A 23,678-nucleotide genomic window follows, 5' to 3' on the forward strand; every position below is an offset into this window, starting at 1 on the left:
GTGCCGACGATAGACATCGACAGCGATGCCGCTCACGAAGCCGCGCAACGCGAACTGCAAAAACCGATCTACCCCAGGCCGTCCCTGACCGAACGCCTCATCGAGTGGCTCAACGAACTGTTCTACCGGCTCGCCAGTGCCGGCTCCAAGCTCCCCGGCGGCTGGTTCACCCTTTCGATTCTGTTGATACTTCTCGTGATCGCGATCGTCGTCGCGATTCGGATCGCACGGCGCACCATGCGGACCAACCGGGGCAGCGGCTATGCGCTGTTCGGCGAACACGAACTCAGCGCCGCCGAGCACCGGGCCACCGCCGAACAGCAAGCTGCCGCGGGTAATTGGGCGGCGGCGATCCGCCACCGGTTGCGAGCCGTCGCCCGCGAACTGGAGGACGCTGGGGTGCTGGACGCCATCCCGGGCAGGACCGCCACCGAGCTCGCGCGCGATGCGGGTAAGGCCTTACCTTCGCTCGCTACCGAATTGACCCGGGCTGCAGGCTCTTTCAACGACGTCACCTACGGTGATGTGCCGGGAACGGAACCCGCCTACCGGATGATCGCCGACCTGGACGATCACCTGAGATTCCACACCCAGGCCTTGGGCGACGCCGCCGCTGTCGCGGCCGCGCCTGCCGACTGGGCGGAGTTGCGGTGACGAACACGCTGACGGCACAACCCCCTTCGGCGGTCGGGCCCACGCTGAAGCAGCGATGGAGCGCGGCGAGATGGGTGCTGGTGGCGCTGATCGTCATCATCGGAATCGCCACACTGACCACCTATCTGACCGCACCTCGGCCCGGCGGCCCGATGGATCCGACGTCCACCTCCAGCGATGGTGCACACGCACTGGTCACCCTGCTGCGCGAGGGCGGCGTCGATGTCGTCGAGGCGCCGGACATCGGAACGGTCGAACGTGCCGCGCGGCCAGGCACACTCATCGTTGTGCTGCAGACATTCCAGCTGCTCGACACCGATGTGCTGCAGCGACTGAGCGACCTACCCGGTGACCGCCTCCTGGTATCGCCGACATCGAGCACCCGTGAGGCGCTGGCCCCGCGCGTCGAGGGCGCCGGGTCACTTTCCTTCGGCGGTTCCTCGCCGGACTGCGACCTGCGGGAAGCCACGCGGGCCGGCGAGGTTCAATTCGGCGTGAGCGACAAGTTCGAGTCGACTGGCGATTTCCCGATCACCAGCTGCTACGGCGGAGCGCTTGTCCGCTACTCAGACGACGGCCGCACTGTCACGGTCGTCGGCAGCGGTGACTTCATGACCAACGGCGAACTGTTGACGGCAGGCAACGCCGCCCTCGCCATGAACCTGGCCGGTACCAATCCGCGGGTGATCTGGTACGCGCCGCAGCAGCGCGAAGGCGGCGAATCCGATGCCGGCGTCGACGTCGCCGACTTGATTCCCCCTGCGGTGCAGTGGATCGTCTTGCAGTTGTGTCTTGCGGTCGCGCTCGTTGCGTTGTGGAAGGGCAGGCGGCTGGGTCCACTTGTCGCAGAACGAATGCCCGTCGTGGTGCGCGCATCGGAGACCGTCGAGGGCCGCGGCAGGCTGTACCGATCCCGACGCGCCCGTGACCGCGCGGCGGATGCGCTGCGCACCGCCACACTGCAGCGCATGCTGCCCCGGCTCGGCCTTTCCAACAACGCTGAGCCGCCCGCGATCGTCGCCGCGGTGGCACAACGGTGCGGAACCCATCCGCAGATGTTGGCGCACACGCTGTTCGGCCCGCCGCCGCACAGCGACGACGACTTGGTCAACCTCGCCCGTGAACTCGACAACATCGAAAGGCAGGTCGCACAATCGTGACTCAGCCACGCACACCTCAGCCCACCGGCGCCCCGGCACCGGCAGATTCGGCGCGACAAGCGCTGTTGTCGCTGCGCACCGAAATCGGCAAGGCGGTCGTGGGTCAGGACGCTGTGGTCAGCGGACTGGTGATCGCGCTGCTGTGCCGCGGCCATGTGCTGCTGGAAGGAGTGCCTGGCGTCGCCAAGACCCTGCTGGTGCGTACCCTCGCGGCCGCGCTGCAACTCGAGTTCAAGCGGGTTCAATTCACCCCCGACCTGATGCCGGGCGATGTCACCGGTTCGCTCGTATACGACGCGCGTACCGCCGAATTCGAGTTCCGCTCCGGCCCGATCTTCACCAATCTCCTTCTGGCCGATGAGATCAACCGGACCCCGCCCAAGACGCAGGCCGCGCTGCTGGAGGCCATGGAGGAACGACAGGTCAGCGTCGAAGGCGAACCGCGCAAGCTGCCCGACCCGTTCATCGTCGCAGCGACACAGAACCCGATCGAGTACGAAGGCACCTACCAGCTACCGGAAGCACAGCTCGACCGGTTCCTGCTCAAGCTCAACGTTCCCCTCCCGCCGCGGGACCAGGAGATCATGGTCCTCGACCGGCATGCGCGTGGCTTCGACCCGCGGGACCTGTCCGCGGTGCGGCCCGTCGCGGGGCCTGCAGAGTTGGCCGCAGCACGCGCCGCCGTGCAACAGGTACTCGTCGCCGACGAGGTGCTCGGATATATCGTCGACATCGCAGGCGCCACAAGGCATTCCCCGTCACTGCAGCTCGGGGTGTCGCCGCGCGGGTCGACCGCACTGCTGGCCACGGCCAGATCCTGGGCGTGGCTCTCGGGGCGCAACTACGTCACCCCCGACGACGTCAAGGCCATGGCGCGGCCGACGTTGCGGCACCGGATCCAGCTACGGCCCGAGGCAGAACTCGAAGGCGCCAATCCGGACGGCGTGCTGGACGGCATTCTCGCGGCCGTGCCAGTTCCGCGCTAGTGATCCTCACCGGCCGCGCCGGCCTGATCGCACTCATCTGCGTACTGCCGGTGGCGTTTTCGCCCTGGCCGGCGATCGCGTTCGCGATTCTGGCCGGTGCGCTCGCCGCCGCGGTGGCGCTCGACGTGGCCCTGGCCGCGAGCGCCCGTCGGCTGGTCTTCGCGCGCTCCGGTGACACCGCGGCCAGGCTGGGACAGCCCGTCGATGCGGTCCTGGCGGTGCAGAATTCGGGGCAACGGCGACTCAAGGGTCTGGTCCGCGATGCGTGGTCGCCGAGCGCGCGAGCCGAGCCGCGGATGCACGACGTGAATATCGCTCCTGGACAACAGGTTCAGCTCGTCACCCGGCTGCGGCCGGTGCGACGAGGTGACCAGAAGTCGGCCTTGGTGACGGCGCGCTCGGTCGGGCCGCTCGGGCTCGCGGGCAGGCAGAGCTCACACCTGGTGCCATGGCAGATCCGGATCCTTCCGCCGTTTCTGTCCCGCAAGCACCTCCCGTCGAGGCTGGCCAGACTCCGTGAGCTGGAAGGCAATACGCCAGTTCTGATCCGTGGTCAGGGCACTGAGTTCGACTCGTTGCGCGAATACGTCGTCGGCGACGATGTGCGCTCGATCGACTGGCGTGCCACCGCCCGGCGATCGGACGTCGTGGTGCGGACGTGGCGGCCCGAACGGGACCGCCGAGTGGTGATCGTCCTGGACACCGGACGTACGTCGGCGGGCCGCGTCGGCGTCGACCCCACCGCGAACGACCCCAGTGGCTGGCCGCGGCTGGACTGGTCCATGGACGCGGCACTGCTGCTGGCGGCGCTCGCATCGCGGGCGGGCGATCACGTCGACTTCCTCGCCCACGACCGGGTCACCCGGGCAGGGCTCTTCAACGCCTCTCGCACCGAACTTCTCGCACAACTTGTCGACGCAATGGCGCCGCTGGAACCGGCATTGATCGAGTCCGATGCCAGGGCGATGGTCGCCGCGGTGCAGCGTCGCGTTCGCCGCCGCGCACTGGTGGTGCTGCTCACCGACCTGAACGCATCCGCCCTCGACGAAGGACTGATGGCGGTCCTGCCTCAGCTGTCCGCCAAACATCAGGTGCTGCTCGCCGCCGTCGCCGATCCTCGCGTTCAGACCCTTGCGGCCGGCCGCTCGGACGCCGCCGAGGTCTACGACGCAGCGGCGGCCGAACGTGCGCGCAACGACAGGCGCTCGATGGCGTCCCGGTTGCGGGCGGCAGGGGTCGACGTCGTCGATGCGCCTCCAGAGGAACTGGCTCCCGAACTGGCGGATCACTATCTCGCGATGAAGGCCACCGGGCGGCTCTAGCGGGTCGGCACCACATCCGGCGCATCGCTGACATCGCCGGTCTCCCCGGCAGCCACGCCCCTGCGGCCGAAATAGATCACGTACGCGAGGAAGGCGGCCTCGGCGGCCACGCCGATGGCGATACGGGCGAACGTCGGTAGCGGCGACGGCGTCACGAGCGATTCGATCAGCCCGGCCACCAGTAACACGACGACCAGACCCGCCGCGACCGCGACCACCGCGCGGCCCTGCTCTGCCAATACCTGTCCACGCGGCCGGTGACCCGGCGACACCACCGACCAGCCGACCCGCATACCGACGGCCGCGGCGAGAAAAACCGCCGAAAGTTCGATGAGCCCGTGCGGTACGAGCAGTCCGAGGAAGACGCCGCCTTGATCCGCGTCGAACATGAATCCGGCGATGACACCTACATTGAGGGCGTTCTGGAAGAGGATGTACGGGATCGGGATGCCGCCGAGGATGGCCATCGCGATGCACTGGGCGGCGATCCAGGAGTTGTTGACCCACACCTGCAACCCGAACGATCCGGCGGGATTCTCGCTGTAATACTCCGCGAAATCGTGGTTCACCAATTGCTCGATCTCGCTTGGTGTCTTGATGGCCGACTGCACCTCTTGGTTGCCCGACACCCACAACGCGATCAGCACGGTGACGAAGAGAAACACGATCGCCGTCCCGAGCCACCACCGCCACGCGCGATACGCGACCACCGGAAACGACACCGTCCAGAACCTGATGAACTCGCTCCACAGCGGTGAATGCGCGCCAGTCACCACCGAGCGTGCCCGCGCCACCAGACCGGAAAGACGCCCGACGAGGATCGCGTCGCTCGACGCGCTGCGCACCATCGACAGGTGGGTCGACACCCGCTGGTAAAGATCGACGAGTTCGTCGACCTCGTCGCCCGTGAGCTTGCGACGCCGTTTGAGCAGCTGCTCCAGCCGCTCCCACGTCGGACGATGCGCCACCACGAACGCGTCGACATCCACCCCAGGAATCCTAGTAGCGTTGGCGGGATGGTCAGCCAGCAAGAACCAGTGGTGACCGGCGACGCGGTGGTCCTGGACGTTCAGATCGCCCAGCTGCCGGTCCGCGCACTGTCGGCGATCATCGACGTCACGGTGGTGATGATCGCCTACATCATCGGTGTGGTCCTGTGGGCGGCCACGCTCACGCAGCTCGACCCGGCCCTCTCTGGTGCGATTCTGATCATCTTCACCGTCCTGACGATCGTCGGGTATCCAGCCGCCTTCGAGGCCAGCACTCGTGGCCGCTCGCTGGGCAAGATGGCGTTGGGTTTGCGGGTCGTCTCCGACGACGGCGGCCCGGAACGCTTTCGTCAGGCGCTGTTTCGTTCGCTGGCCGGCGTGATTGAAATCTGGATGTTCACGGGCGGTCCCGCCGTGATCTGCAGCCTGGCGTCCTCGAAGGGTAAGCGCATCGGCGACGTCTTCGCCGGGACCCTGGTCATCAGCGAACGCGCGCCACGGATGTCGCCGCCGCCCCCCATGCCACCGCAGCTCGCATGGTGGGCGTCTAGCCTGCAGCTATCCGGGCTGCGGCCCGAGCAGGCGGAGCTGGCGCGCCAATTCCTCTCCCGCGCATCACAATTGGATCCCCAGATGCGTGACCAGATGGCGTACCGGATCACCGCCGACGTCGTCGCCCAGATATCTCCGCCGCCACCTGGTGGCGCACCACCGCAACTGGTGCTGGCCGCGGTGCTGGCCGAACGTCATCGCAGAGAACTGATTCGCTTGCAGCCCGCCGCTTTCGCGCCCCCGCCCCAGTGGCAGGCGGCCCAGCCACCCAATGGCGGGTACCAGGCACCGCTGCAACAGATTCCGCCACAGCATATTCCACCGGCATCACCCGATCCCGGCGGATTCGCACCGCCGAGCTAGTAACTCCAGGGGGAGGCTTGTCCAGAGTCTTCGGCGTCGGATTCGCCGTCGCGGTGCTCGGTTTCGGGTTGACGGCGTGCGCAAGTGAATCCGGCGAGGGTCCATTCGGAGCACCCAGAGTCACCACGACGTTGCGTATCGGCGCAGGACCGCTGCCCGATGTCGCATCGGATCCGACGACCAAAAAGGCCTACGTGACCAGCACCGGTGACGACTCGCTGTACGTCCTGGACTCCGCCGCCAGGACCGCGACCATCAAGGTCGGCAAGGCGCCCGCATTCGTCGCCGTCGATCCGAGTACTCAGACCGCATACGTCACCAGCGGCAACACCGTGTCGGTCGTGAACATCGCCTCGGGTGCCATCACCGGCACGATCGCGGTCGGCAACGGGCCGGACGGAATCGAGGTGGATTCGGACACTCAGACCGTCTATGTCGCCAACTCCCAAGATGATTCGGTTTCGGTGATCGACGCCAAGACCCGTAAGACCACCGCAACGATCAAGGTCGGCGATTCTCCGGACAAGATGGGCGTCGACCCCGACAGTCACCTGCTCTACGTGGCCAACCGGGGAGAGGCATCGATATCGGTCGTGGACCCCGGCAAGTCCGCGGTCGTCGACACCATCGCCGTCGGCAAGGGTCCGGGCGATGCCGCGATCGATCCGCCGTCGCGAAGGGCCTTCGTGCCCAACGCGGATGACGATTCGGTGTCGGTCGTCGATCTCGACAAGCGTGCTGTCGTGGAGACGATCACCGTGGGTGACCGCCCCACCGCGGCGACGGTCGACTCCGATGCGCACACTGTCTTCGTCACGAACAACGGCAGTGGCACGGTGTCGGTGATCGATTCGCAGTCCAGGAAAGTCACCGACACCGTCGATGTCGGCGATGGGCCGCAGACCGTCGCCGCGGACCCGACCACCCATACCGCCTGGGTCGTGAACTTCAAGGAGAACTCAGTCTCGGTGATCGAACGGTAGTGCGCCTCAGCGGTATCGCAGCCCTACGAGCATCAAGGCGGCACCGACGATGCTGGCGGCGGCGCGGACGTGGTTCCACGCCGTCCATGTGGACAGGTACGCCTGCCACTCCCGGGCCGCGGCGACGACCGACACTCCGCTCGGGTCCACGGTGTCGAGGTGGTTGTTGAGTGGCACGTTGAACGCCATCGTGATGATCGCCGCGAGGACTCCCAAGACCGCGCCCGCGAGGATCCATCCGCTGCCCGGGCGGCCGATCTGGATCACGGCCATGACGCCGACGACCAGCGCCAGGATCGTCGCACCGAAATACGCCAGCAGGAAGGGCGGATTCGAGTTGGCCACCACATTGATGCCACGCATCGCCGTGATCGCCTCGACGGGGCCGGTGCGGTCCAGACCGCGCATCACGAATGTCGAGAAGACGTACATCATTCCGCCTGCGGCGGCCGCGGCCAGCGCGGCGAGTGAGCTGAGAACCACGAAGGGGCTGAAATTCATGTCTCGAAGTCAACCGGCGACGGTGCGGACGGGCCATCGTTGTGCGTCCCGACCTCATACGCGCGCGTCTGCCGCCTAATCGACGGACCGATAGAGCTTGACCGACACCGCGGCCAACCACGCCCAGACCGCGACGACCGCCGCCGTGAACACCAAAATCGCTGCGGCTCCGCCCGATCCGGAGGACAACGCGACGAAGCTCGCCAAGAACACGAGGCCCGTGATACGCGAGTACCACGCCCAGGCTGCCTCATTCCGGCGCCCGAACCATGAGCCCATCACCAGGCACGCCGCCACCAGACAGAGAAATCCGAGTCCTGCGACCGTGAAGTGGGCCAGCCCGTGCCAACTGAGGACGCCCATCCCGGGCGGGGTGCCCGGAGGGAAGCCGTCCGACGGATCCGCACGGAAGATCCCCGCGCAGAACACACCGAGCCCGTACGCGGCGAGCAGCGCGGACGCCCACGCGGACAACCGACCCGGCCCAAGAGCGCGTCGCACACCAACCGCCGCCGCGATCGTCATCGCGCCCGTGAGCAGGAAGTTGGCAATCTGGATCCAGCCCAGGTCACCGTTCGTCAGTTGGCTGACGGCGTGCTTCGTGGGGTCGTATCCGTCGCGGGTGAACGCCTGTGCCGCCGCGACGACGACGTAGATCGGGCCCGCGATGACGCCATAGCCGAGCAGCGATTTGGTGATCCGCGTCGGCAATGGCGGACAATCAGTCGTGGTCATGGCGTTTCTCCCACTAGAATCAAACTAGACTGTCCAGTACTCTAAGCGGTCGGAACTAGACTGTCCAGTACTGAAATGGGGAGGCCACATGACCGAGGTGCTCAACCGTTCGGCCCGTAAGCGCGCGACCATCCTGTCGGCGGGTCAGTCACTTTTCCTCGCCAACGGCTATCAGGGCACCAGCGTCGACCAGATCGCCGCGTCTGCCGAGGTGTCCAAGCAGACGGTCTACAAACACTTCGGCGATAAGCAGGAACTGCTGCTGGCGATCGTGAACGAGGCGTTGGACAGCACGGTGACGCCGTTTCTCGATCGGATTGCGACACTGGCCGAGACCGACGATCTGGAAGCAGACCTCATCGAGCTGGGCGGGGACTACCTCCGGGCGGTGCTCGCAGAGCCCGTCGTGCAGTTGCGCCGACTCGTGGTGGGCGAAGCCAACCGGGTGCCCGCGCTGGCGACGCTGTACTACGAGCAGGCACCGGCGCGGACGCTCAGTGCGTTCGCCGATTGCATGAGCCGGCTTCACGCCAAGGGTCTCCTGACGGTCCCTGAACCCTCCATTGCCGCAGAGCATTTCGCCTTCCTCCTCGTGGGGCGTTGTATTGACGAGGCATTGTTCCGCGGCGGGCCTCAGGTTCTCGCGGCGATGGACGTACACCGGCACGTCCGGGCCGCCGTCGACTTGTTCCTCGCCGGCTACCGCCCCCGGTAGGCCTCTGCAGGGCGTTAGGCTCAAGCGGTGGACGCCGTGGTCGGCCTGCTCGACGGTGTGCGAGCACGAAGCGCCTTCGTCTTGCGGATGATGATGGATCCACCGTGGTCGTTGAGCATTCGCGACGATGCGCCGCTCACATTGATCTGCCAGACGCACGGAAGCGCGGCGATCGTCGGCGAGAGCGCCGGAACCCTCTGGCTGCATCCCGGCGATGTCGCGTTGGCGCGCGGCACCGAGCACTACGTCTTCGCCGACGACCCGTCGACGGCGCCGATGGCCGTGATCCACCCGGGTAACCGTTGTACGACGCTGTCGGGCGAGACGCTGAAGTTCGAGATGTCGCTCGGAGTACGGACCTGGGGCAACAGCCTTTCGGGGGCGACCCGATCGGTGATCTGCGCCTACCAGGGACGCAGCGAGGTGAGCGCCCGGCTTCTCGACGTGCTGCCCGCGGTGCTGGTCGTCCGGGCTGACGAGTGGGACACACCCCTGGTGGACCTGCTGGCGCGCGAAGCGGGCTGCGAAGGCACGGGCCAGGAGGCGTACCTGGATCGCATGCTCGACGTGCTGCTGATCGCGGTGCTGCGAGTGTGGTTCGGCCGCGACGGCAACGCGCCGACGTGGTGGGATGCCGAGCAGGACGCGGTCGTCGGTCCGGCGCTGAAGCTGATCTACAACAATCCTGCGCATCCGTGGACGGTGGCGAATTTGGCTGCAGCCGTTGGCTGTTCGCGGACAGTGTTCGCGCGCAGATTCACCGATCTGGTCGGTGAGCCGCCGATCGCGTTCCTGACGAGCTGGCGGCTGGCATTGGCCGCCGACCTGTTGCGTTCGAGTCAGGCGACCATCGGTGCGGTCGCGCGCCAGGTCGGGTACAGCACACCGTTCGCATTGAGCAGCGCGTTCAAGCGGGCGTACGGGGTCAGCCCGAACACTCACCGCGGCAACGCGGCGCCTTCGACCGACGAGTTGGGTTCTTCTGCGCTGTAGTCATTGCCCATCCGGCGACCCGTCGCCTCCGAATCACGGGTATGCAGCGCCCGAGCTCGCCGATCTACCGGGTCACCCGACGCCTGGGTCCTGGGCTCACGGTCGAAGTGCCTGCGGACGCGATCGCGACGACGGTGTCCGCCTGGCTGGCCGAACTGGGCGCCGACAGTCCGCTGGCCGATGATCTCGAAAAGGCCGTCCACGCGGGCAATTGGTCCGCCGCACGCACCATCGGCGAGTACTTGGCCGTCGACGTCACGGCCGTCCGCTGAAATTTGGACGTTGCATCGCGATAGTTTCCGATATATCGTCAACGTATCGGAAGCGCACAGCGTGCTTCCTGTCGAAATGAAGGACATTAACTATGAACACCCCATTCACACCCCCGCAGGGCCCCTTCGAGGGCCGCGGATTCGGTTTCGGCTTCGGCCCCGGATTCACTCCCGAAAACCGCCGTGCGCTGCATGAACAGCGTCGGCAAGCACGTCGCGATTTCCGCGACCACGTCCGCGACCACCGCGGCGACGCGGGCTTCGGTCCCGGCTTCGGCCCCGGCGGCGGCTTCGGCGGCCCCGGATTCGGGTTCGGACCCGGCTTTGGCCGTGGCGGCCGGCGCGGCGGCCCCCGTGGCGGACGCGGCAGGCGCGGCGACGTGCGTGCCGCGATCCTCAAGCTGCTCACCGATCGGCCGATGCACGGCTACGAGATGATCCAGGAGATCAACGAACGCAGTCAGCAGCTGTGGAAGCCGAGCCCCGGCTCGGTGTACCCGACGCTGCAACTGCTGGTCGACGAGGGCCTGCTCGTATCCACCGAGTCCGAGGGCAGCAAGAAGCTCTTCGAGCTCACCGACGACGGCCGTGCCACCGCCGAGAAGATCGAGACGGCTCCGTGGGACGAGATCACCGAAGGCGCCGACCCCGGTGCCGTCAGCCTGCGCAGTGCCGTTGGCCAGCTGATGGGAGCCGTTGCGCAGTCCGCGCACGCCGCCTCACCTGAGCAGCAGCAGCGCGTCGTCGACATCGTCAACAACGCGCGTCGGGAGATCTACGGCATCCTTGGCGAAGCCGAATAGTCGACCATCCGGAATAAGCCCGGCGGGAAGCGTGTACGGATTGTGTATGCAAACCTTCCCGCTGGGCTCTTTCAATGTCGGGCGCGTCGGCTACGGCGCCATGCAGCTTCCCGGTCCGGGTGTCTTCGGACCGCCCCGCGACCACGACGAGGCGCTCGCCGTGCTTCGGCGCGCAATCGAGTTGGGCATCAACCACATCGACACCTCGCAGTTCTACGGGCCAAATGTGGCCAACCAACTGATCCGTGAAGCGCTGCACCCCTACCCCGCCGATCTCGCGTTGGTGAGCAAGGTCGGCGCCAAGCGCGACGACACCGGGGCGTGGCTGCCTGCACAGGAGCCCGACGAGCTGCGCGCCGCCATCGAGGAGAACCTGACGACGCTGGGAACCGACCGCATTGCGGCGGTCAACCTCCGTGTCCACGACGAGGCCACCGACCCCAACTCCCCGGCGCAGGTCAACACGGACCTGTTCGATCGCCAGCTCACCGCGATGATCAAGGCTCGCGACGAGGGGCTGATCGGCGGCATCGGATTGAGCAGCATCGTGCCCGAGCATCTGCGAATCGCGTTGGGCCGCACCGAGATCGTGACCGTCCAGAACGCGTACAACCTCGCCGACCGGACGTCGCAAACGGTACTCGAGGCCTGCACCGAGCGCGGGATTTCATTTGTGCCGTTCTTCCCGCTCGGTTCGGCGTTCGCAGCCGACAACCCCGTGCTCGGCCATCCGGCCGTCAAGAGCGAGGCGGCCAAACTCGGTCGCACGCCTGCGCAAATTGCGCTCGCGTGGACGCTGTCCGTCGCGCCCAACGTGCTGTTGATCCCCGGTACATCATCGGTTGCGCACCTCGAGGAGAACACGGCGGTCGCCGACATCGAACTCGACGAGGACACCAAACGACAGCTCGACGCCGCCACCTGACAGCGCGTCAGAGGGATATGCGCTCGCGGTCACGCCGGACATCGCCGGTCTCGCCGTCGAAGAAGTACGTTCGCTCCGGCGGCGCCTCGAGACCGATTCGGGTGCCGGTGGCGTAATCGGTGCCCGCAGGCGCCTGAACGATCACCCGCGCCTGTGCCGGCCCGCACGCACCTGCATCGTCGTGCACATCGACCAGCGTGTTGACCAAGACGTGGCTGCCGAGCGGCTCCACGAAGTCGACGCGCGCAGGCAGCATTCCGGCGGAGTGGCGGTCGTGCAGCCGCAGATGCTCGGGCCGGACCCCGACCGTCACCGGACCGTCCGGCGTGGAGACCGCCGTCACGGTTGAGCCTCCGACGTGCAACACCCCGGATCGGACGGCGCCAGGAATCAGGTTCATCGGTGGACTGCCCATGAACGCCGCAACGAACGTGTTGGCCGGCCGGTTGTAGATGTCGTCGGTGGTGCCGATCTGTTGCACCTCGCCGCCCGACATCACACAGAGCCGGTCGCCCAGGGTCATCGCCTCGACCTGGTCGTGGGTGACATAGATCGAGGTGACCGGAAGTTCACGGTGCAGCCGCTTCAAATCGCCGCGCACCTGATTCCGCAGTTTCGCGTCGAGGTTCGACAGCGGTTCGTCGAGCAGGAACGCCTGCGGCTGACGGACGAGGGCCCGACCCATCGCGACGCGCTGGCGCTGCCCGCCGGACAACTGACCGGGTTTGCGATCGAGCAGCTGATCGATCTCGAGGAGCTTGGCTGTCTCGCGTACCCGTCGCTGGACCTCGTCGCGTGGCGTCTTACGTTGCCGTAGACCGTAAGCCAGGTTGCGGAAGACGGACATGTGCGGATAGAGCGCATAGTTCTGGAACACCATCGCGATGTCGCGTCCGCCGGGCGCAAGGTTGTTGACGACGGTGCCGCCGATTCTGATCTCGCCCGAGGTCGGCTTGTCGAGCCCCGCGAGCAGTCGCAGTGCCGTGCTCTTCCCGCACCCCGACGGCCCGACGAGAATCAGGAACTCCCCGTCCGACACTGTCAGGTCGAAACCCTTGAGGGCGGCCACGCCGCCCGGGTAATGGCGTGTAACGTCGCGGAACTCAACTTCTGCCATGCTCAGCCTTTCAGCCCGGTACTTGCGACCGATTGAACGAAGTATCGCTGCGCTCCGATGAACACGAGCAGCATCGGCAACAGGCTCATCACGTTGGCCGCCATCAGCAACGGCCATTTGACGCGGTGCGCACCCTGGAAGTAGCTGAGCCCCAACGGGATCGTCATCTGATCCTGCGTCGTGATCACGATCAACGGCCACAGGAAGTCGTTCCACGACGTCAGGACGGTGAGCGCGGCCAGCGTCGAGAGCGCTGGCAGCGACAGCGGCAGGATGATCTTGAATAGCACCCCGATCCGCGACGTGCCGTCGACCCTGGCCGCCTCTTCGAGTTCGACGGGGACGGTCATGAAGAACTGCCGCAGGAAGAAGATGCCGAACGCCGTCGCGAGGTTCGGCAGCATCAGCGCGCCGATGTGATCGATGCCCAGCCCGTCCCAGACGTTGTCGCCGAACCACTTGACGATCAGGAACACCGGGATCATCGTGACCTGGAACGGCACCATAAGCGTCGCCATCAACGTGACGAAAAGCGCTCCGCGGCCGAGGAATCGGACCCGCGCGAACGCGTAGCCGGCGAGGCTGCACACGATCAGATTGCTGACCAACACCACCAGCGTCACCAACGTGCTGTTGATGAAGAAGCTCCCGAACGGCGCTGCCGCCCACGCCTCGGAGTAGTTGCCCCACTGCAACGATTCGGGGAACAACACCGGCGGGAAGGTGTTCGCCTCACCCTCCGTCTCAAGCGATGTGACGAGAATCCACAGCAGCGGGAAGATCAAGATGAACGTGATGGGGATGAGCACGAGATGCCATGGGCTGAAGGGCAACCGCAGCCGGCGGCGCCCACCGGGTGCGTCCTCGAGCGGCGCGGGACGGAGAGGCGCAGGCGTGACGGTATCGGTCATGTCTGCACCTGCCTACGCGCGAGGCGGAACTGGACGGCGGTGACCACCAGGATGACGACGAACAACGCGTACGCCATCGCCGCGGCATACCCCGCGTCGAACTGCACGAACGCGCGGTCCCACAGGTAGTACACGATGACGGTGGTGGCGCGCAACGGTCCGCCCCGCGTCGTGACGTAGACCTCGTCGAACAGCTGCAGCGCATTGATGGTCAGCCAGACGACCATGAACAGGTTCGCGGGCCCGAGCAACGGCACCGTGATCGTGCGGAACCGGGTGAACGCCGACGCCCCGTCAATCGCTGCCGCTTCATGCAGCTCCGGCGGAACACCCTGCAACGCAGCCAGATACACGATGACCGAGAAACCGGTCCAGCCCCAGATGGTCATCGCCACGATCACGTAGAGCGCCTGCGACGGCGACGCCAGGAATGGCTGCGACGGTGCACCCACGGCATTCAACGCCGCGTTGATCAGACCATAGTCGCGGTCGGTCAGCCACAGGAAGATGATGCCCTGCGAGATCGTCGACACCGCCATGGTGATGTAGGCGGCCGTCCGGTACACCGAGATGAAACGCACCGAGCGGTTCAGCGCAGCGGCGATGAATAAACCGATCAGCATCGTGCCCGGGACGAACAACGCGGTGTAGACGATGGTGTGCTTGACCGACTCGAGGAAGACCGGATCCTCGGCCAGCTTCTTGTAGTTGTCGAAGCCGACCCATGGCGTCTCGTCGCTGAGCAGGTCGGACTTCTGGAACGACAACTGCAGCGACATGAGCACCGGCAGCAGGCCGAAGATGCCGATCAGGATGGCCGCCGGGCTCACCAACGCCCATCCCGACACGGAGTCTGTGCGGCTCAGCCGCCGAAGAAGTGCAGGCATCGACTCCCTACTTCTCGGCCAGCTTTGCGTCAGCGGCCTGGGCTGCGGAGTTCAGCGCATCCGCGGGCTGCTCCTTGCCGAGCATGACAGACACGATCGCCTGGCCGAGCGCTTCGGAGATCGCTGGATACTGCTCGACCTGAGGCCGCACCGTGTGGACGTTCTTCAGGTTCTCCACGAAATCCGCGGTGCCCGGCACGTTCTTGTTGAGCTCGTCGAGCACCGTTCTGTCGTCGCCGACCGACATGCGGATAGGAAGATCACCGGTCTCCAGAGAGAACCTCTTGACCTGCTCGGGCGCCGTCAGCCACTTCACGAAGTCGATGGCGGCCTGCTTGCGCCTGTCGCCGTTGTCGAACATCACCCAGTTGTCGGGGCCCGCGATGGTCTGATGTCCGCCGCTGGAAGCGGGATAGGTGGGCATCACCTGCACGCCGTACTCGATGTCGGAGAGCTGGCTGAGATCCCACGGACCGGTTATCAACATCGCGACTTTGCTGCTGTTCATCAGCTTCGGCCCGTTCTCGTTGGTGGTGTCGAGGTAGAGCGACTTGTCCTCGACGGCCATCTGCTGCAGCGTCGTCAGCGACCGGACGCCGGCATCGGAGTTGAAATCGGCCTTTGTGTTATCGGAATTCAGGATGCTGCCACCCGCCTCCCACAACATCGGAAGCCAGTGCCACACAGTGTCTTCGCTGCCGTCGGCGGGAATGAGCGTTCCGTACTGCCCCTTCGCGGGGTCGGTCAGCTTCTTCGCCGCCGCGCGGAAGTCGTCCCACGTCCAGTTCGGGCTCGGCGGCTCGACACCCGCGTCGGCGAACAGCTTCTTGTTGTAGACGATGGCGAGGTTGTCCACCAGTGCGGGTACGCCGACGACCGTGTCGCCGACGGTCGCGGCTTTGCGCTCGGCCTCGTAGAAGTCGTCCCACTTCCAGTCGGGCTTCGCCACCTCGTCGGTCATGTCGACGAGCGAGGAGATCTTGGCGATGTTCGGCGCCCACGACCCGAACATGTAGGCCACATCCGGCGCACTGTTACCCCGCACCGCTGTCAAAACCTTTTGCAGTACAAGGTCGTTGGACGAATACAACTCAGAGACCTTGACGTCCGGATGGTCCTTGTTGTACTGGGCGACCAGGCCCTTGAAGGCCTCGCCTTCGGTGTCCTGGTAACCGTGCCACACCGTGATCTCGACTGGGCCGGATGCCTCGTCGCCGCCCCCGCCACCGCATGCGGCGAGTACGAGTGCAAGGACGGCGATCAGTGCGATGCACAACCTACGTCGAATCACGGTGACACTCCTCAGTTGGCGATATCTCGGGCGCGGGTGCGCAGTGACGACGGGAGCAGGTCACCGTGCGCGGTCGTCAGTTCGTCGCACAGGTCCCAGATCTGATCGACGGTGAGCGTCGCGGCCGTGTTCGGGTCGACCATGGCCGCCGCGCGCACCAGGCGCGGGTCTTCCTCGACCGCGGCACGCACCGTGAGGTCCACCGGGCCCAGGAATCCGCGGTTGAGTGCCGCGCACTGCGGCGGGAGGTCCCCGACCTTCATGGGATGTGCGCCGAGCGAGTCCAGCAACGTAGGCACCTCGACGGCGACCCCGTTGGGCAGGTTGGTGATCAGTCCGTCGTTGTTCACGTTGGCCGAAATGACGCGTGGTGTTCCGGTCTCCAGCGAGTGGATCACCTGCGGTGCGTACTCCGTGGAGCCGGTGTCGATCGGAAGTTCGTGTGCGTCCGCCAATTCCGTTCGTACTCTTTGGTACTCGGCCAGGTTGGCTTCGCTGATCGACACGTACTCGCCGACGTTGATCCGTAGCCGCTCGATCTCGGCGGGGTCATGCAGGTACCAGCCGACGTATTCGCTGCTGTGCTCGCTGGTCTCGGTCGGGTAGTAGCCCAGCCGCCGGTACATGTCGACCCGGACGCGTCTGCGCAGTTCCGGGTCGGCGGCGATGCGCTCGTCGAGCAGCGGGTAGAGGTTCTCCCCGCCGCGTTCCCACCGCAGCACCCAGGCTTGGTGGTTCACACCTGCCGACCAGTAGGAGAGGTCGTCGTAGGGCACGTTGATGAGCTCGCAGAGGCCGACCATCGTCCAGTACACGGAGTGACATAGGCCGAGCACCTTCAGCTTCGGGGCGACCGCGTGAAGGTACGAGATGTTCATGGCCATCGGGTTCGTGTAGTTCAGCAGCCAGGCGTCGGGGCACACCTCGGCCATGTCGCGGGCGATGCCGGCGAGGACAGGGAAGGTCCGCAGGCCGCGGAAGATTCCGCCGATACCGATGGTGTCGCCGATGGTCTGGTTCAGTCCGTAGCGCGCGGGTATCTCGAAGTCGCGCACCGTCGCTTCGTGCATTCCGACCTGGATGACGTTGATGACGTAGTCGGCGCCGTCGAGTGCGCGGCGACGGTCGGCTACCGCGACGATCTCGGGGTCGGCACCGGCCGCGCTGGCGGTGGCTCGGGCGATCGCCTCCGCCGTCTCCAGTCGCTCGGCGTCGATGTCGTGCAGCACCACCCGCGTCGAGCTGAGCTCGGGGAACGACAGGATGTCGCCGAGCAGTTCACGGGTGAATTCGACGCTGCCCGCGCCGACGATGACGACAGTGGGTTTCACTGCACCGCCTTGCGTTCCGTCGATGTGGGTGTGCCTGCGACGACGGCCTCGGTGAGATCCTCGCCGCGCTTCTCGTCGCTGTAGACCATCAGCGTCGACCCGACGAGCGCGAGCACGATGCCGATCGCGCCGTAGGGCGTTGGCAGGGTCTGGTAGGCGATCAGCGAGATGATCACGGTGAGCGCAGGCGCCAGCGCATTCGTCGTCGGCGCGACGATCGAGGCCTTTCCTCGGGCGAGGGCCATCACCAGGAACAGCGCGCCGACCGCGTTGAGCACCTGCGTGACGGCCGTCAATGCGGGTGCCTGCCAAGGGAAGTCGGTCGGAAGGCCGCCGACCATGATCAGCGCGACGGGGATGAGGAGCAGCCCGCTGATGGTCATCCATCCGAATGTGGTGGCTTCGTTCACGCCGATGGTCGCGGTCTTGCGCATGAAGTAGGCCTGCACGCCCCACGCGATGCAGATCAGGATCGCCAGCAGTAGCCACGGACCCTTCGACTCTTCGGCTTCGCCGCCGGTGATGGTGAACAACACGATGGCCGCCAGCGCGAAGACGAGGCCGACGATCGCCAGAGGCTTGAGCCGTTCGCGCAGCAGCACCATTGCCATCAGGACGGTGATCGCGGGGGATATCGAGATGATCGGGAAGATGAGGTAGGCCGGACCCATCGTCAGTGCCTGGAACAGGATCAGCTGGCCGCCTGCGCCGGTGAGCCCGATCAGCAGGCCGTAAATCGTTGCAGCCGGGCGGCGATCCCACTTCTGACCACGCAGGATGAACGCGGCGGGAATGAGCATGGTGAGCGCCCAGATGCTGTAGATCATCTCGTCGGGATATTCGTACTTCGTAGCGGGCAGGGCGGAGAACGCACCCCAGACACCCCAGAACAGGATGAGCAGGGCGGCGTAGAAGATCCAGCTACGGGTCCGCGTTGTGGTCGGTGTCGTGGTCATGATGACTTCACCTCGAAGAATCGCTTTCGGAAAGTTGTTGCACGGCGTCCGAACTCAACGGATGCCCACTGTGCTTGGCGGCGTATAGCGCGGCGCCCACCGCCGGGTCGAGCTTCGGACGCTGCAGGTCATACGTGGCTTGAGCGCCCTGCAACGCGGTGACGAACAGATCTAGATAGCCCTCGTGCTTGAACATTCCACCCGAGTAGGACACCGGCACGGTTTCCTGGTCGGTGAACTTGACGAGCGTGCGGGTCGTTTCGATGAGCGTGACGAGTTCGTCGACCGCTGCGGACAGGATGCGCTTGGAGACCTCGTCGCCCGCGTCCGCGGCCTCGGTGACCGTGGTGGCGAGCGCGGCGATCTGGCTGCGGCTGCCCTTCCATGTGTCGATCACCAGGCTGACGACGTCAAGGTCACCGCCGACATCCAAGCGCTCCCTCAGCATGTGATGCAGCGGGCCGTGCGGCAGCCTGCCGTCGCTCATGCGCGAGAAGGCGTTGAGCCCCTGTGCACCAATCCAATACGCCGATCCCTCGTCGCCGAAGAGCTCACCCCAGCCGCCGACGCGGTAGCCGACGCCTTGGCGTTCGCCGTAGGTCATCGACCCGGTTCCGCTGATGACGTTGATGCCGTCCTCGCCGGCGAGTGAACCGGCCCAGCCGCAGACCATATCGTTGTCACAGCTGTACCGGTCATGGCCGAGCACGCCGGATGGCACGGCATCGAGTTGCTCGATGTCACCGCTCGCCTCGCCGTAGCCGGGTAGCCCGAAGAACGCTGCATCGATGTCTGCGGGAGTGATGCCCGCCTGCGTACAGATATCCGTAACGCCCTGCGCGAGAGACTTTTCGACGATGTCGAAGCCGTCGTTGAAGTAGTAGGAGGTCGGTGCGGTCGCGCGCGCGACGACATGCCCGGCGTCATCGATGAGCGCCAACGCCGTCTTCGAACCGCCGCCGTCGACCCCGAGATAGCGGGCCATCGCTACCCTCCGCTCTTCGTCATCGGATAAATGGTTACGCCCTGCACGACGCGGTTGACCTCTCCGGACGGGAAGGGATTGTCGGGCGTCTTACCGTGTTCCAGCGATGTGAACAACGCGAGGTACTGCGCGAAGACCAGATACGGCAGGGCGATGAGCGCCTCGTCCAAACCGTCGAGGCCCGGCAGGACCACGGCCGGACCGTGGCTGTCGGGCACCGGCTCCGCGCTGATCACCGTGACGGCGTCGCGGCCGAGCTGCGCGCGAATCTCGGCGACGATGTCGAGGTCGTAGCGCCGGGTGTAAGGGTCGGTGGAGACGTACACGACGGCAAGCGTGTCGCCGTCGAGCGCGGATTTCGGCCCGTGCCGGAAGCCCAGCGGGGAGTCGAAGTAGGTGACCACCTCCCCGGCGGTGAGCTCGAGCATCTTCAGCGCCGACTCGCGCGCGAGTCCGGCGAGCGGCCCGCTGCCGAGGTAGAAGAACCGCTGCTTCTTGGTCTGGGCGAGGGCCTTGATGTCGGACTGCAGGCCTGCAACGTGCTCCGCAGCGGCGGCCAGCGCCTCTCCATTTTCCGCGGTGGCGGGTCCCAGCAGACGCAGGCAGGTCAGGAGCATCGACGTCAGGCTCGATGTCATCGCGAACCCGGTGTCGTTGGCGCGGTCCGGCATGTAGACGACGCGCGAGTTGGCACGCCCTTCGTGGGTGTGGCCGAGTTCGCCCTTGGGGTCGCAGGTGAGGACGAGATGGCTGATGTCATCGACGAGTTCGTCGGCAAGCGCGGTGGTGGCCAGGCTCTCCGGGCTGTTGCCCGACCGGCCGAACGACACCATCAGCGTCGGGGTCTGCGGCTCCAGGTAGTCGAGCGGGCTGGCGACGATGCTCGTGGTCGGGATCGCTTCGACGCGACGCCCGAGCTGGCGCCGCAGCGCGGGAGCCGCGATCTCACCGATGAACGCGGAGCTGCCCGCCCCGGTCAGGATGACACGGATGTCGGGGCGGCCGGTGAGCTCGCGCAGGAACTCCTCGACCGCGGTGTCGGTGCGCTGTGCGACCTCACGCCAGACATCGGGCTGCTGCCCGATCTCGAGAATCGTTGCGCCACCGTCTTCTTGGGCGAGCGGGGAGCTGGTCATCGATTGTCTCCAGTGGTGTCGGCCTTGCTCAGGCATGCGCGAGCGTAGGGCCGCATCGCGTCCCGGATGCGATCGATCACCAGGGACTGGGCGACGGGCTCGAGCACGCCTGCGCGGATCCGGTCGTACTGATAGGGCAGGAACTGACTGATGAGCGGCAGCGGAATACCGACGCGGTCGAGGTTCTCCAGCAGGCGCCGGCGCGCGGCGTCGACCTCGTCGTCGGCCCAGTAGTAGCGCAGCCGGTCGCTGAAGCTGTAGCTGCGGGCGGTCCGCTGGGTCTGCGGATCGCCCTCGTAGTAACCCTGCCAGTACTCCGGGTTGGCGTGCATCCGTCGCTCGATGACCTCGATCAGATTCGACCGCGACGGCCGACCGACGAGCTCGTTCTCGATCAGGGCGAGGGCGAACAGCGCTTCGCGCATCGCGAAGGTCAGGCCGGGGCCGACCTTCAGCACGGCCCAGTGGTCCTCGACCAGTTCCCGCAATTGCGCGGGCCGTTGGTAGTCGGTGGAGTGCGCTTCGAAGACCAGGTGTTCCTCGTCGTCGAGGACGCGCCGCAACTCGACGGTGGCGTCGCGCCGGTAGTCGATGACGTGGAGGTGGTCGAACTCGACGCCGGGCTGGACCACCAGCGCCATCACGCGGGGCCAGACGGCCTCCAGGCCCTGGGCGGCAAACGCGGCGCGGTGCGCGGCGATGGTCCGGCGGGCACGGTCGGCGGGCGTCGGGGTGAGGGCGTCGAGGGTTTCATGCGCGCCGCCGGGGACCGGCACCTCGGTGCCGATGACGTACATGGGGGCGCCCACCCCGGCGTTGTGCGCGGTGTCCTCGGCGATGCGCATCAGGCGGGCGGTGCGCTGTGCGACCACCTCGTCGTCGAGGACTTTCGGGTCGTCGGCGCAGGACATGCTGCAGTCAAGGTGGATCTTCGCGTAGCCGGCCGCCACGTAGGCCGCGATCAAGGTATCGGCCTTTTCCATTGCGGCGTCGGCGGTTTCGCGCTGCCAGCGGTTCGGGCCGAGATGGTCACCGCCGAGGATGACGCGGTCGCGCGGGAATTCGCACCGGTCGGCGATACCGAGCACGAGGTCGCGGAACTCGGGCGGACGCAGGCCGGTGTAGCCGCCGAACTGGTCGACCTGATTGGAGGTGGCCTCGATCAGGACGGAGCTGTCGTCTGCCGCGGCCTGCACGATGGCGGCCTCCACCACAGTGGGGTGAGCCGAGCAGACGGAGTAGACACCGACGGCGTCGCCGGCCTTGTGGCGGAGGACGGTATCGGCCAGCCAGCTGACCCGCTGACCGGACACTTGCAACATTTGTCGATCATGGGAAGCTCGCTCATAGTGCGCAATAGATAGCCGTCAAGCGATCACTAAAACTGATCGTTTGACCCGGATTTCGAGGAGTCGCCGTATGTCGGTCAGGCGCACCGATCGGATGCGCGAGGTGCTGTCACTTCTACGCGGCCGCGGTGAAGTCGATTCGCAGGTGCTGCGCGCCGAATTGCGAGTGTCGGCCGCGACGCTTCGTCGAGACCTCAGCGAACTCGAGGAGCAGGGGCTGCTGGTGCGGACGCACGGCGGGGCCCGGGCGCTCGACCCCAGCGGCAGCGAGATTCCGGTGCGCCTGCGCGACCACCGGATGATCGCGATCAAACGGCGGATCGCTGCGCACGCGGCGGCACTGGTGCCCGCCGGTCCGCAGGCGGTTGCGCTGACCGGCGGCGTCACCACCGGTGAAGTCGCACGATCGCTCAAGGGCCGCCCTCAGATGACGATCGTGACGAACTCGCTGACGATCGCGGCCGACTGCGCCGTCGACGCGCACATGAAGGTCATCGCGACCGGCGGCCTGGTACGGGCGAACTCGCTGGAAGCGGTGGGCCCGATGTCCGAGCATGCGTTCCAGGTGATCAACGTCGGCACCGCGGTGCTCGGCGCCGACGGTATGTCCGCCGAGGTCGGCGCCACCACATTCGACGAAGCGGAGGCCCGCACCGCGATCGCGATGGCCCTCAACGCGCAACAGGTGATCGTCGCCGTCGACGGCTCGAAGATCGGCAAGGTCACGCTCGCAAAGATGGTGGCGCTCAGCGAGATCGACCACCTGGTCACCGATTCGACGGCCGATCCGCATCAACTGCAGCAGATCGGTGCGGCAGGCGTCGACGTCCACGTGGTCGAGGTGGGCGACGACTGACGCCGTCGCCGATCAGTCGATCGCGGTGATCATCGCGGCCACCGCGTCGGTGACCGCATCACGTGCGGGGGCGAGATACCGGCGAGGGTCGTTGACGTTCGGGTCGGCGTCCAGGTGCGCCCGCACCGCGGCGGTGAAACGCACGTTGAGGAGAGTGCCGATGTTGATCTTGGTGATGCCAGCTGAGACTGCCCTGCGAAGATCGATGTCCGAGACACCCGAAGAGCCATGCAGCACAAGAGGAACCGGTACAGCCGCACGCAGGCGTGCGATGAGGTCGAAGTCCAGGGTGGCGGTGCGGTCGGACATCGCGTGGCTGCTGCCGACGGCGACGGCGAGCGCGTCGACGCCGGTGGCCGCGACGAACGCGGCGGCTTCGTCTGGATCGGTGCGCACGCCGGGAGCGTGGGCGCCGTCTTTACCGCCGACCTCACCCAGTTCGGCTTCCAGGAACAAACCGTGTCGATGTGCCCACTGCGCAGCGGCTTTGGTGACAGCGACGTTGGCCTCGTACTCCAGCTGCGAGGCATCGAACATGACCGACGTGGCGCCGACGTCCGCGCACGCGTGCAGAAGATCCTCGTCCTCGACATGGTCGAGATGCACGGCGACGTCAACGGTTGCCGCGTCGGCCACGGCAATGGCGGCGGCGGCGATGGGGGCCAGACGATTGCGGTGGAACTTCACCGCGTTCTCACTGATCTGCAGGATCACAGGCTTGTCGCGCCGTTCGGCGCCGGCGACGATGGCTTCGGCGTGCTCGAGAGTGATGACGTTGAATGCGGCAAGCCCGGAGCCCGCACGATGTGCGGCTGCGACGAGATCGGCGGTTCGGGCGATCGGCATGTGCAGCTCCTTGACTGTGATTTCGGCGTGCTACGTCTCGCTCAGCGTGACTATGCACGC

At 66.3% G+C, this 23,678-nt stretch carries 25 protein-coding genes; 12 read left to right on the forward strand and 13 right to left on the reverse strand.

What is annotated here, in order from left to right; genetic code table 11:
• Genes AB4Z42_RS18955 through AB4Z42_RS18970 form a run of 4 tightly spaced genes read left to right on the forward strand, consistent with a single transcriptional unit; the run spans position 1 to position 4,122 of the window.
• The gene (locus AB4Z42_RS18955) at positions 1 to 654 is read left to right on the forward strand and encodes a DUF4129 domain-containing protein (protein ID WP_442010746.1); all 654 of its coding nucleotides are present in this window, start codon (positions 1 to 3) and stop codon (positions 652 to 654) included.
• Positions 651 to 1,814: a DUF4350 domain-containing protein gene (locus tag AB4Z42_RS18960; protein WP_442010747.1), complete on the forward strand. Its 1,164-nt coding sequence runs from the start codon at positions 651 to 653 to the stop codon at positions 1,812 to 1,814. The genes AB4Z42_RS18955 and AB4Z42_RS18960 overlap by 4 nt, the downstream gene beginning before the upstream one ends.
• Positions 1,808 to 2,800, forward strand: coding sequence for an AAA family ATPase (locus tag AB4Z42_RS18965; protein ID WP_442010908.1), 993 nt, complete (start codon positions 1,808 to 1,810; stop codon positions 2,798 to 2,800). Before AB4Z42_RS18960 ends, AB4Z42_RS18965 begins: the two co-directional genes overlap by 7 nt.
• Positions 2,800 to 4,122 (forward strand): DUF58 domain-containing protein, encoded by a 1,323-nt coding sequence (locus AB4Z42_RS18970; protein ID WP_442010748.1) that lies wholly within the window; start codon positions 2,800 to 2,802, stop codon positions 4,120 to 4,122. The genes AB4Z42_RS18965 and AB4Z42_RS18970 overlap by 1 nt, the downstream gene beginning before the upstream one ends.
• Here the strand turns inward: AB4Z42_RS18970 and AB4Z42_RS18975 are convergent.
• Positions 4,119 to 5,111: a stage II sporulation protein M gene (locus AB4Z42_RS18975; RefSeq protein WP_442010749.1), complete on the reverse strand. Its 993-nt coding sequence runs from the start codon at positions 5,109 to 5,111 to the stop codon at positions 4,119 to 4,121. The genes AB4Z42_RS18970 and AB4Z42_RS18975 overlap by 4 nt on opposite strands.
• 27 nt (positions 5,112 to 5,138) lie before the next feature.
• On the opposite strand from AB4Z42_RS18975, the gene AB4Z42_RS18980 reads away from it, so the two are divergent.
• Both AB4Z42_RS18980 and AB4Z42_RS18985 read left to right on the forward strand, forming a co-directional pair.
• Positions 5,139 to 6,026: an RDD family protein gene (locus AB4Z42_RS18980; RefSeq protein ID WP_442010750.1), complete on the forward strand. Its 888-nt coding sequence runs from the start codon at positions 5,139 to 5,141 to the stop codon at positions 6,024 to 6,026.
• A gap of 17 nt (positions 6,027 to 6,043) precedes the next feature.
• Positions 6,044 to 7,009, forward strand: coding sequence for a YVTN family beta-propeller repeat protein (locus AB4Z42_RS18985; RefSeq protein ID WP_442010751.1), 966 nt, complete (start codon positions 6,044 to 6,046; stop codon positions 7,007 to 7,009).
• A gap of 6 nt (positions 7,010 to 7,015) precedes the next feature.
• Here AB4Z42_RS18985 and AB4Z42_RS18990 read toward each other — a convergent pair whose 3' ends face one another.
• Together AB4Z42_RS18990 and AB4Z42_RS18995 are read right to left on the reverse strand one after the other, a co-directional pair.
• On the reverse strand, positions 7,016 to 7,510 hold the full coding sequence (locus AB4Z42_RS18990) for an anthrone oxygenase family protein (protein ID WP_442010752.1): 495 nt from the start codon (positions 7,508 to 7,510) through the stop codon (positions 7,016 to 7,018).
• Positions 7,511 to 7,585: 75 nt separating this feature from the next.
• Positions 7,586 to 8,245, reverse strand: a complete 660-nt coding sequence (locus tag AB4Z42_RS18995) for a DUF998 domain-containing protein (protein ID WP_442010753.1) — start codon at positions 8,243 to 8,245, stop codon at positions 7,586 to 7,588.
• Between the two features lie 88 nt (positions 8,246 to 8,333).
• Here AB4Z42_RS18995 and AB4Z42_RS19000 point away from each other — a divergent pair, with 88 nt between their 5' ends.
• The 5 genes from AB4Z42_RS19000 to AB4Z42_RS19020 all read left to right on the forward strand — a co-directional run bounded on the left by AB4Z42_RS19000 (position 8,334) and on the right by AB4Z42_RS19020 (position 11,953).
• Positions 8,334 to 8,960 carry a TetR/AcrR family transcriptional regulator gene (locus tag AB4Z42_RS19000; protein ID WP_442010754.1) on the forward strand — a complete coding sequence of 209 codons (627 nt, stop codon included), beginning with the start codon at positions 8,334 to 8,336 and terminating at the stop codon, positions 8,958 to 8,960.
• 27 nt (positions 8,961 to 8,987) lie between these two features.
• Complete coding sequence (locus AB4Z42_RS19005) at positions 8,988 to 9,953, forward strand: AraC family transcriptional regulator (RefSeq protein ID WP_442010755.1); 966 nt, start codon at positions 8,988 to 8,990, stop codon at positions 9,951 to 9,953.
• Between the two features lie 41 nt (positions 9,954 to 9,994).
• Positions 9,995 to 10,225, forward strand: coding sequence for a hypothetical protein (locus AB4Z42_RS19010; RefSeq protein ID WP_442010756.1), 231 nt, complete (start codon positions 9,995 to 9,997; stop codon positions 10,223 to 10,225).
• A gap of 92 nt (positions 10,226 to 10,317) precedes the next feature.
• Positions 10,318 to 11,028 carry a PadR family transcriptional regulator gene (locus AB4Z42_RS19015; RefSeq protein ID WP_442010757.1) on the forward strand — a complete coding sequence of 237 codons (711 nt, stop codon included), beginning with the start codon at positions 10,318 to 10,320 and terminating at the stop codon, positions 11,026 to 11,028.
• A 46-nt stretch (positions 11,029 to 11,074) separates the two neighbouring features.
• Positions 11,075 to 11,953: an oxidoreductase gene (locus AB4Z42_RS19020; protein WP_442010758.1), complete on the forward strand. Its 879-nt coding sequence runs from the start codon at positions 11,075 to 11,077 to the stop codon at positions 11,951 to 11,953.
• Positions 11,954 to 11,960: 7 nt separating this feature from the next.
• On the opposite strand, the gene AB4Z42_RS19025 is transcribed toward AB4Z42_RS19020, so the two are convergent.
• The 9 genes from AB4Z42_RS19025 to AB4Z42_RS19065 are packed head-to-tail and all read right to left on the reverse strand — an operon-like array spanning position 11,961 to position 21,889.
• A complete protein-coding gene (locus tag AB4Z42_RS19025) occupies positions 11,961 to 13,070 on the reverse strand; it encodes an ABC transporter ATP-binding protein (protein ID WP_442010759.1) in 1,110 nt (369 codons plus the stop codon).
• A 2-nt stretch (positions 13,071 to 13,072) separates the two neighbouring features.
• A complete protein-coding gene (locus AB4Z42_RS19030) occupies positions 13,073 to 13,981 on the reverse strand; it encodes a carbohydrate ABC transporter permease (protein ID WP_442010760.1) in 909 nt (302 codons plus the stop codon).
• A complete protein-coding gene (locus AB4Z42_RS19035; protein ID WP_442010761.1) occupies positions 13,978 to 14,868 on the reverse strand; it encodes a carbohydrate ABC transporter permease in 891 nt (296 codons plus the stop codon). Before AB4Z42_RS19035 ends, AB4Z42_RS19030 begins: the two co-directional genes overlap by 4 nt.
• A gap of 7 nt (positions 14,869 to 14,875) precedes the next feature.
• Positions 14,876 to 16,159, reverse strand: coding sequence for an ABC transporter substrate-binding protein (locus AB4Z42_RS19040; protein WP_442010762.1), 1,284 nt, complete (start codon positions 16,157 to 16,159; stop codon positions 14,876 to 14,878).
• Positions 16,160 to 16,170: 11 nt separating this feature from the next.
• Entirely contained in the window at positions 16,171 to 17,490 is a 1,320-nt protein-coding gene (gene melA, locus AB4Z42_RS19045; RefSeq protein WP_442010763.1) for an alpha-galactosidase, read from the reverse strand.
• Positions 17,487 to 18,446 carry a DMT family transporter gene (locus AB4Z42_RS19050; RefSeq protein WP_442010764.1) on the reverse strand — a complete coding sequence of 320 codons (960 nt, stop codon included), beginning with the start codon at positions 18,444 to 18,446 and terminating at the stop codon, positions 17,487 to 17,489. Before AB4Z42_RS19050 ends, melA begins: the two co-directional genes overlap by 4 nt.
• Before the next feature lie 7 nt (positions 18,447 to 18,453).
• Positions 18,454 to 19,431: an N-acetylglucosamine kinase gene (locus AB4Z42_RS19055; RefSeq protein ID WP_442010765.1), complete on the reverse strand. Its 978-nt coding sequence runs from the start codon at positions 19,429 to 19,431 to the stop codon at positions 18,454 to 18,456.
• Between the two features lie 2 nt (positions 19,432 to 19,433).
• Positions 19,434 to 20,567 (reverse strand): SIS domain-containing protein, encoded by a 1,134-nt coding sequence (locus AB4Z42_RS19060; protein WP_442010766.1) that lies wholly within the window; start codon positions 20,565 to 20,567, stop codon positions 19,434 to 19,436.
• A complete protein-coding gene (locus AB4Z42_RS19065; RefSeq protein ID WP_442010767.1) occupies positions 20,564 to 21,889 on the reverse strand; it encodes a D-tagatose-bisphosphate aldolase, class II, non-catalytic subunit in 1,326 nt (441 codons plus the stop codon). Before AB4Z42_RS19065 ends, AB4Z42_RS19060 begins: the two co-directional genes overlap by 4 nt.
• Before the next feature lie 97 nt (positions 21,890 to 21,986).
• Between AB4Z42_RS19065 and AB4Z42_RS19070 the strand changes: the two genes are divergently transcribed.
• Positions 21,987 to 22,772, forward strand: a complete 786-nt coding sequence (locus AB4Z42_RS19070; protein ID WP_442010768.1) for a DeoR/GlpR family DNA-binding transcription regulator — start codon at positions 21,987 to 21,989, stop codon at positions 22,770 to 22,772.
• 12 nt (positions 22,773 to 22,784) lie between these two features.
• Here AB4Z42_RS19070 and AB4Z42_RS19075 read toward each other — a convergent pair whose 3' ends face one another.
• Complete coding sequence (locus AB4Z42_RS19075; RefSeq protein WP_442010769.1) at positions 22,785 to 23,618, reverse strand: class II fructose-bisphosphate aldolase; 834 nt, start codon at positions 23,616 to 23,618, stop codon at positions 22,785 to 22,787.
• Positions 23,619 to 23,678: the final 60 nt, after the last annotated feature.

Source organism: Mycobacterium sp. 2YAF39 (genome assembly GCF_052114565.1).
In the GTDB taxonomy this organism is placed as follows: Bacteria; Actinomycetota; Actinomycetes; order Mycobacteriales; family Mycobacteriaceae; genus Mycobacterium.

Coding starts and splice junctions, on each gene's coding strand:
- AB4Z42_RS18980 (WP_442010750.1), top strand. CDS start 5,139: ATGGTCAGCCAGCAAGAACCAGTGGTGACCGGCGACGCGGTGGTCCTG.
- AB4Z42_RS18990 (WP_442010752.1), bottom strand. CDS start 7,510: ATGAATTTCAGCCCCTTCGTGGTTCTCAGCTCACTCGCCGCGCTGGCC.
- AB4Z42_RS18995 (WP_442010753.1), bottom strand. CDS start 8,245: ATGACCACGACTGATTGTCCGCCATTGCCGACGCGGATCACCAAATCG.
- AB4Z42_RS19000 (WP_442010754.1), top strand. CDS start 8,334: ATGACCGAGGTGCTCAACCGTTCGGCCCGTAAGCGCGCGACCATCCTG.
- AB4Z42_RS19010 (WP_442010756.1), top strand. CDS start 9,995: ATGCAGCGCCCGAGCTCGCCGATCTACCGGGTCACCCGACGCCTGGGT.
- AB4Z42_RS19015 (WP_442010757.1), top strand. CDS start 10,318: ATGAACACCCCATTCACACCCCCGCAGGGCCCCTTCGAGGGCCGCGGA.
- AB4Z42_RS19020 (WP_442010758.1), top strand. CDS start 11,075: ATGCAAACCTTCCCGCTGGGCTCTTTCAATGTCGGGCGCGTCGGCTAC.
- AB4Z42_RS19025 (WP_442010759.1), bottom strand. CDS start 13,070: ATGGCAGAAGTTGAGTTCCGCGACGTTACACGCCATTACCCGGGCGGC.
- AB4Z42_RS19030 (WP_442010760.1), bottom strand. CDS start 13,981: ATGACCGATACCGTCACGCCTGCGCCTCTCCGTCCCGCGCCGCTCGAG.
- AB4Z42_RS19035 (WP_442010761.1), bottom strand. CDS start 14,868: ATGCCTGCACTTCTTCGGCGGCTGAGCCGCACAGACTCCGTGTCGGGA.
- AB4Z42_RS19050 (WP_442010764.1), bottom strand. CDS start 18,446: ATGACCACGACACCGACCACAACGCGGACCCGTAGCTGGATCTTCTAC.
- AB4Z42_RS19055 (WP_442010765.1), bottom strand. CDS start 19,431: ATGGCCCGCTATCTCGGGGTCGACGGCGGCGGTTCGAAGACGGCGTTG.
- AB4Z42_RS19060 (WP_442010766.1), bottom strand. CDS start 20,567: ATGACCAGCTCCCCGCTCGCCCAAGAAGACGGTGGCGCAACGATTCTC.
- AB4Z42_RS19065 (WP_442010767.1), bottom strand. CDS start 21,889: ATGTTGCAAGTGTCCGGTCAGCGGGTCAGCTGGCTGGCCGATACCGTC.
- AB4Z42_RS19070 (WP_442010768.1), top strand. CDS start 21,987: ATGTCGGTCAGGCGCACCGATCGGATGCGCGAGGTGCTGTCACTTCTA.
- AB4Z42_RS19075 (WP_442010769.1), bottom strand. CDS start 23,618: ATGCCGATCGCCCGAACCGCCGATCTCGTCGCAGCCGCACATCGTGCG.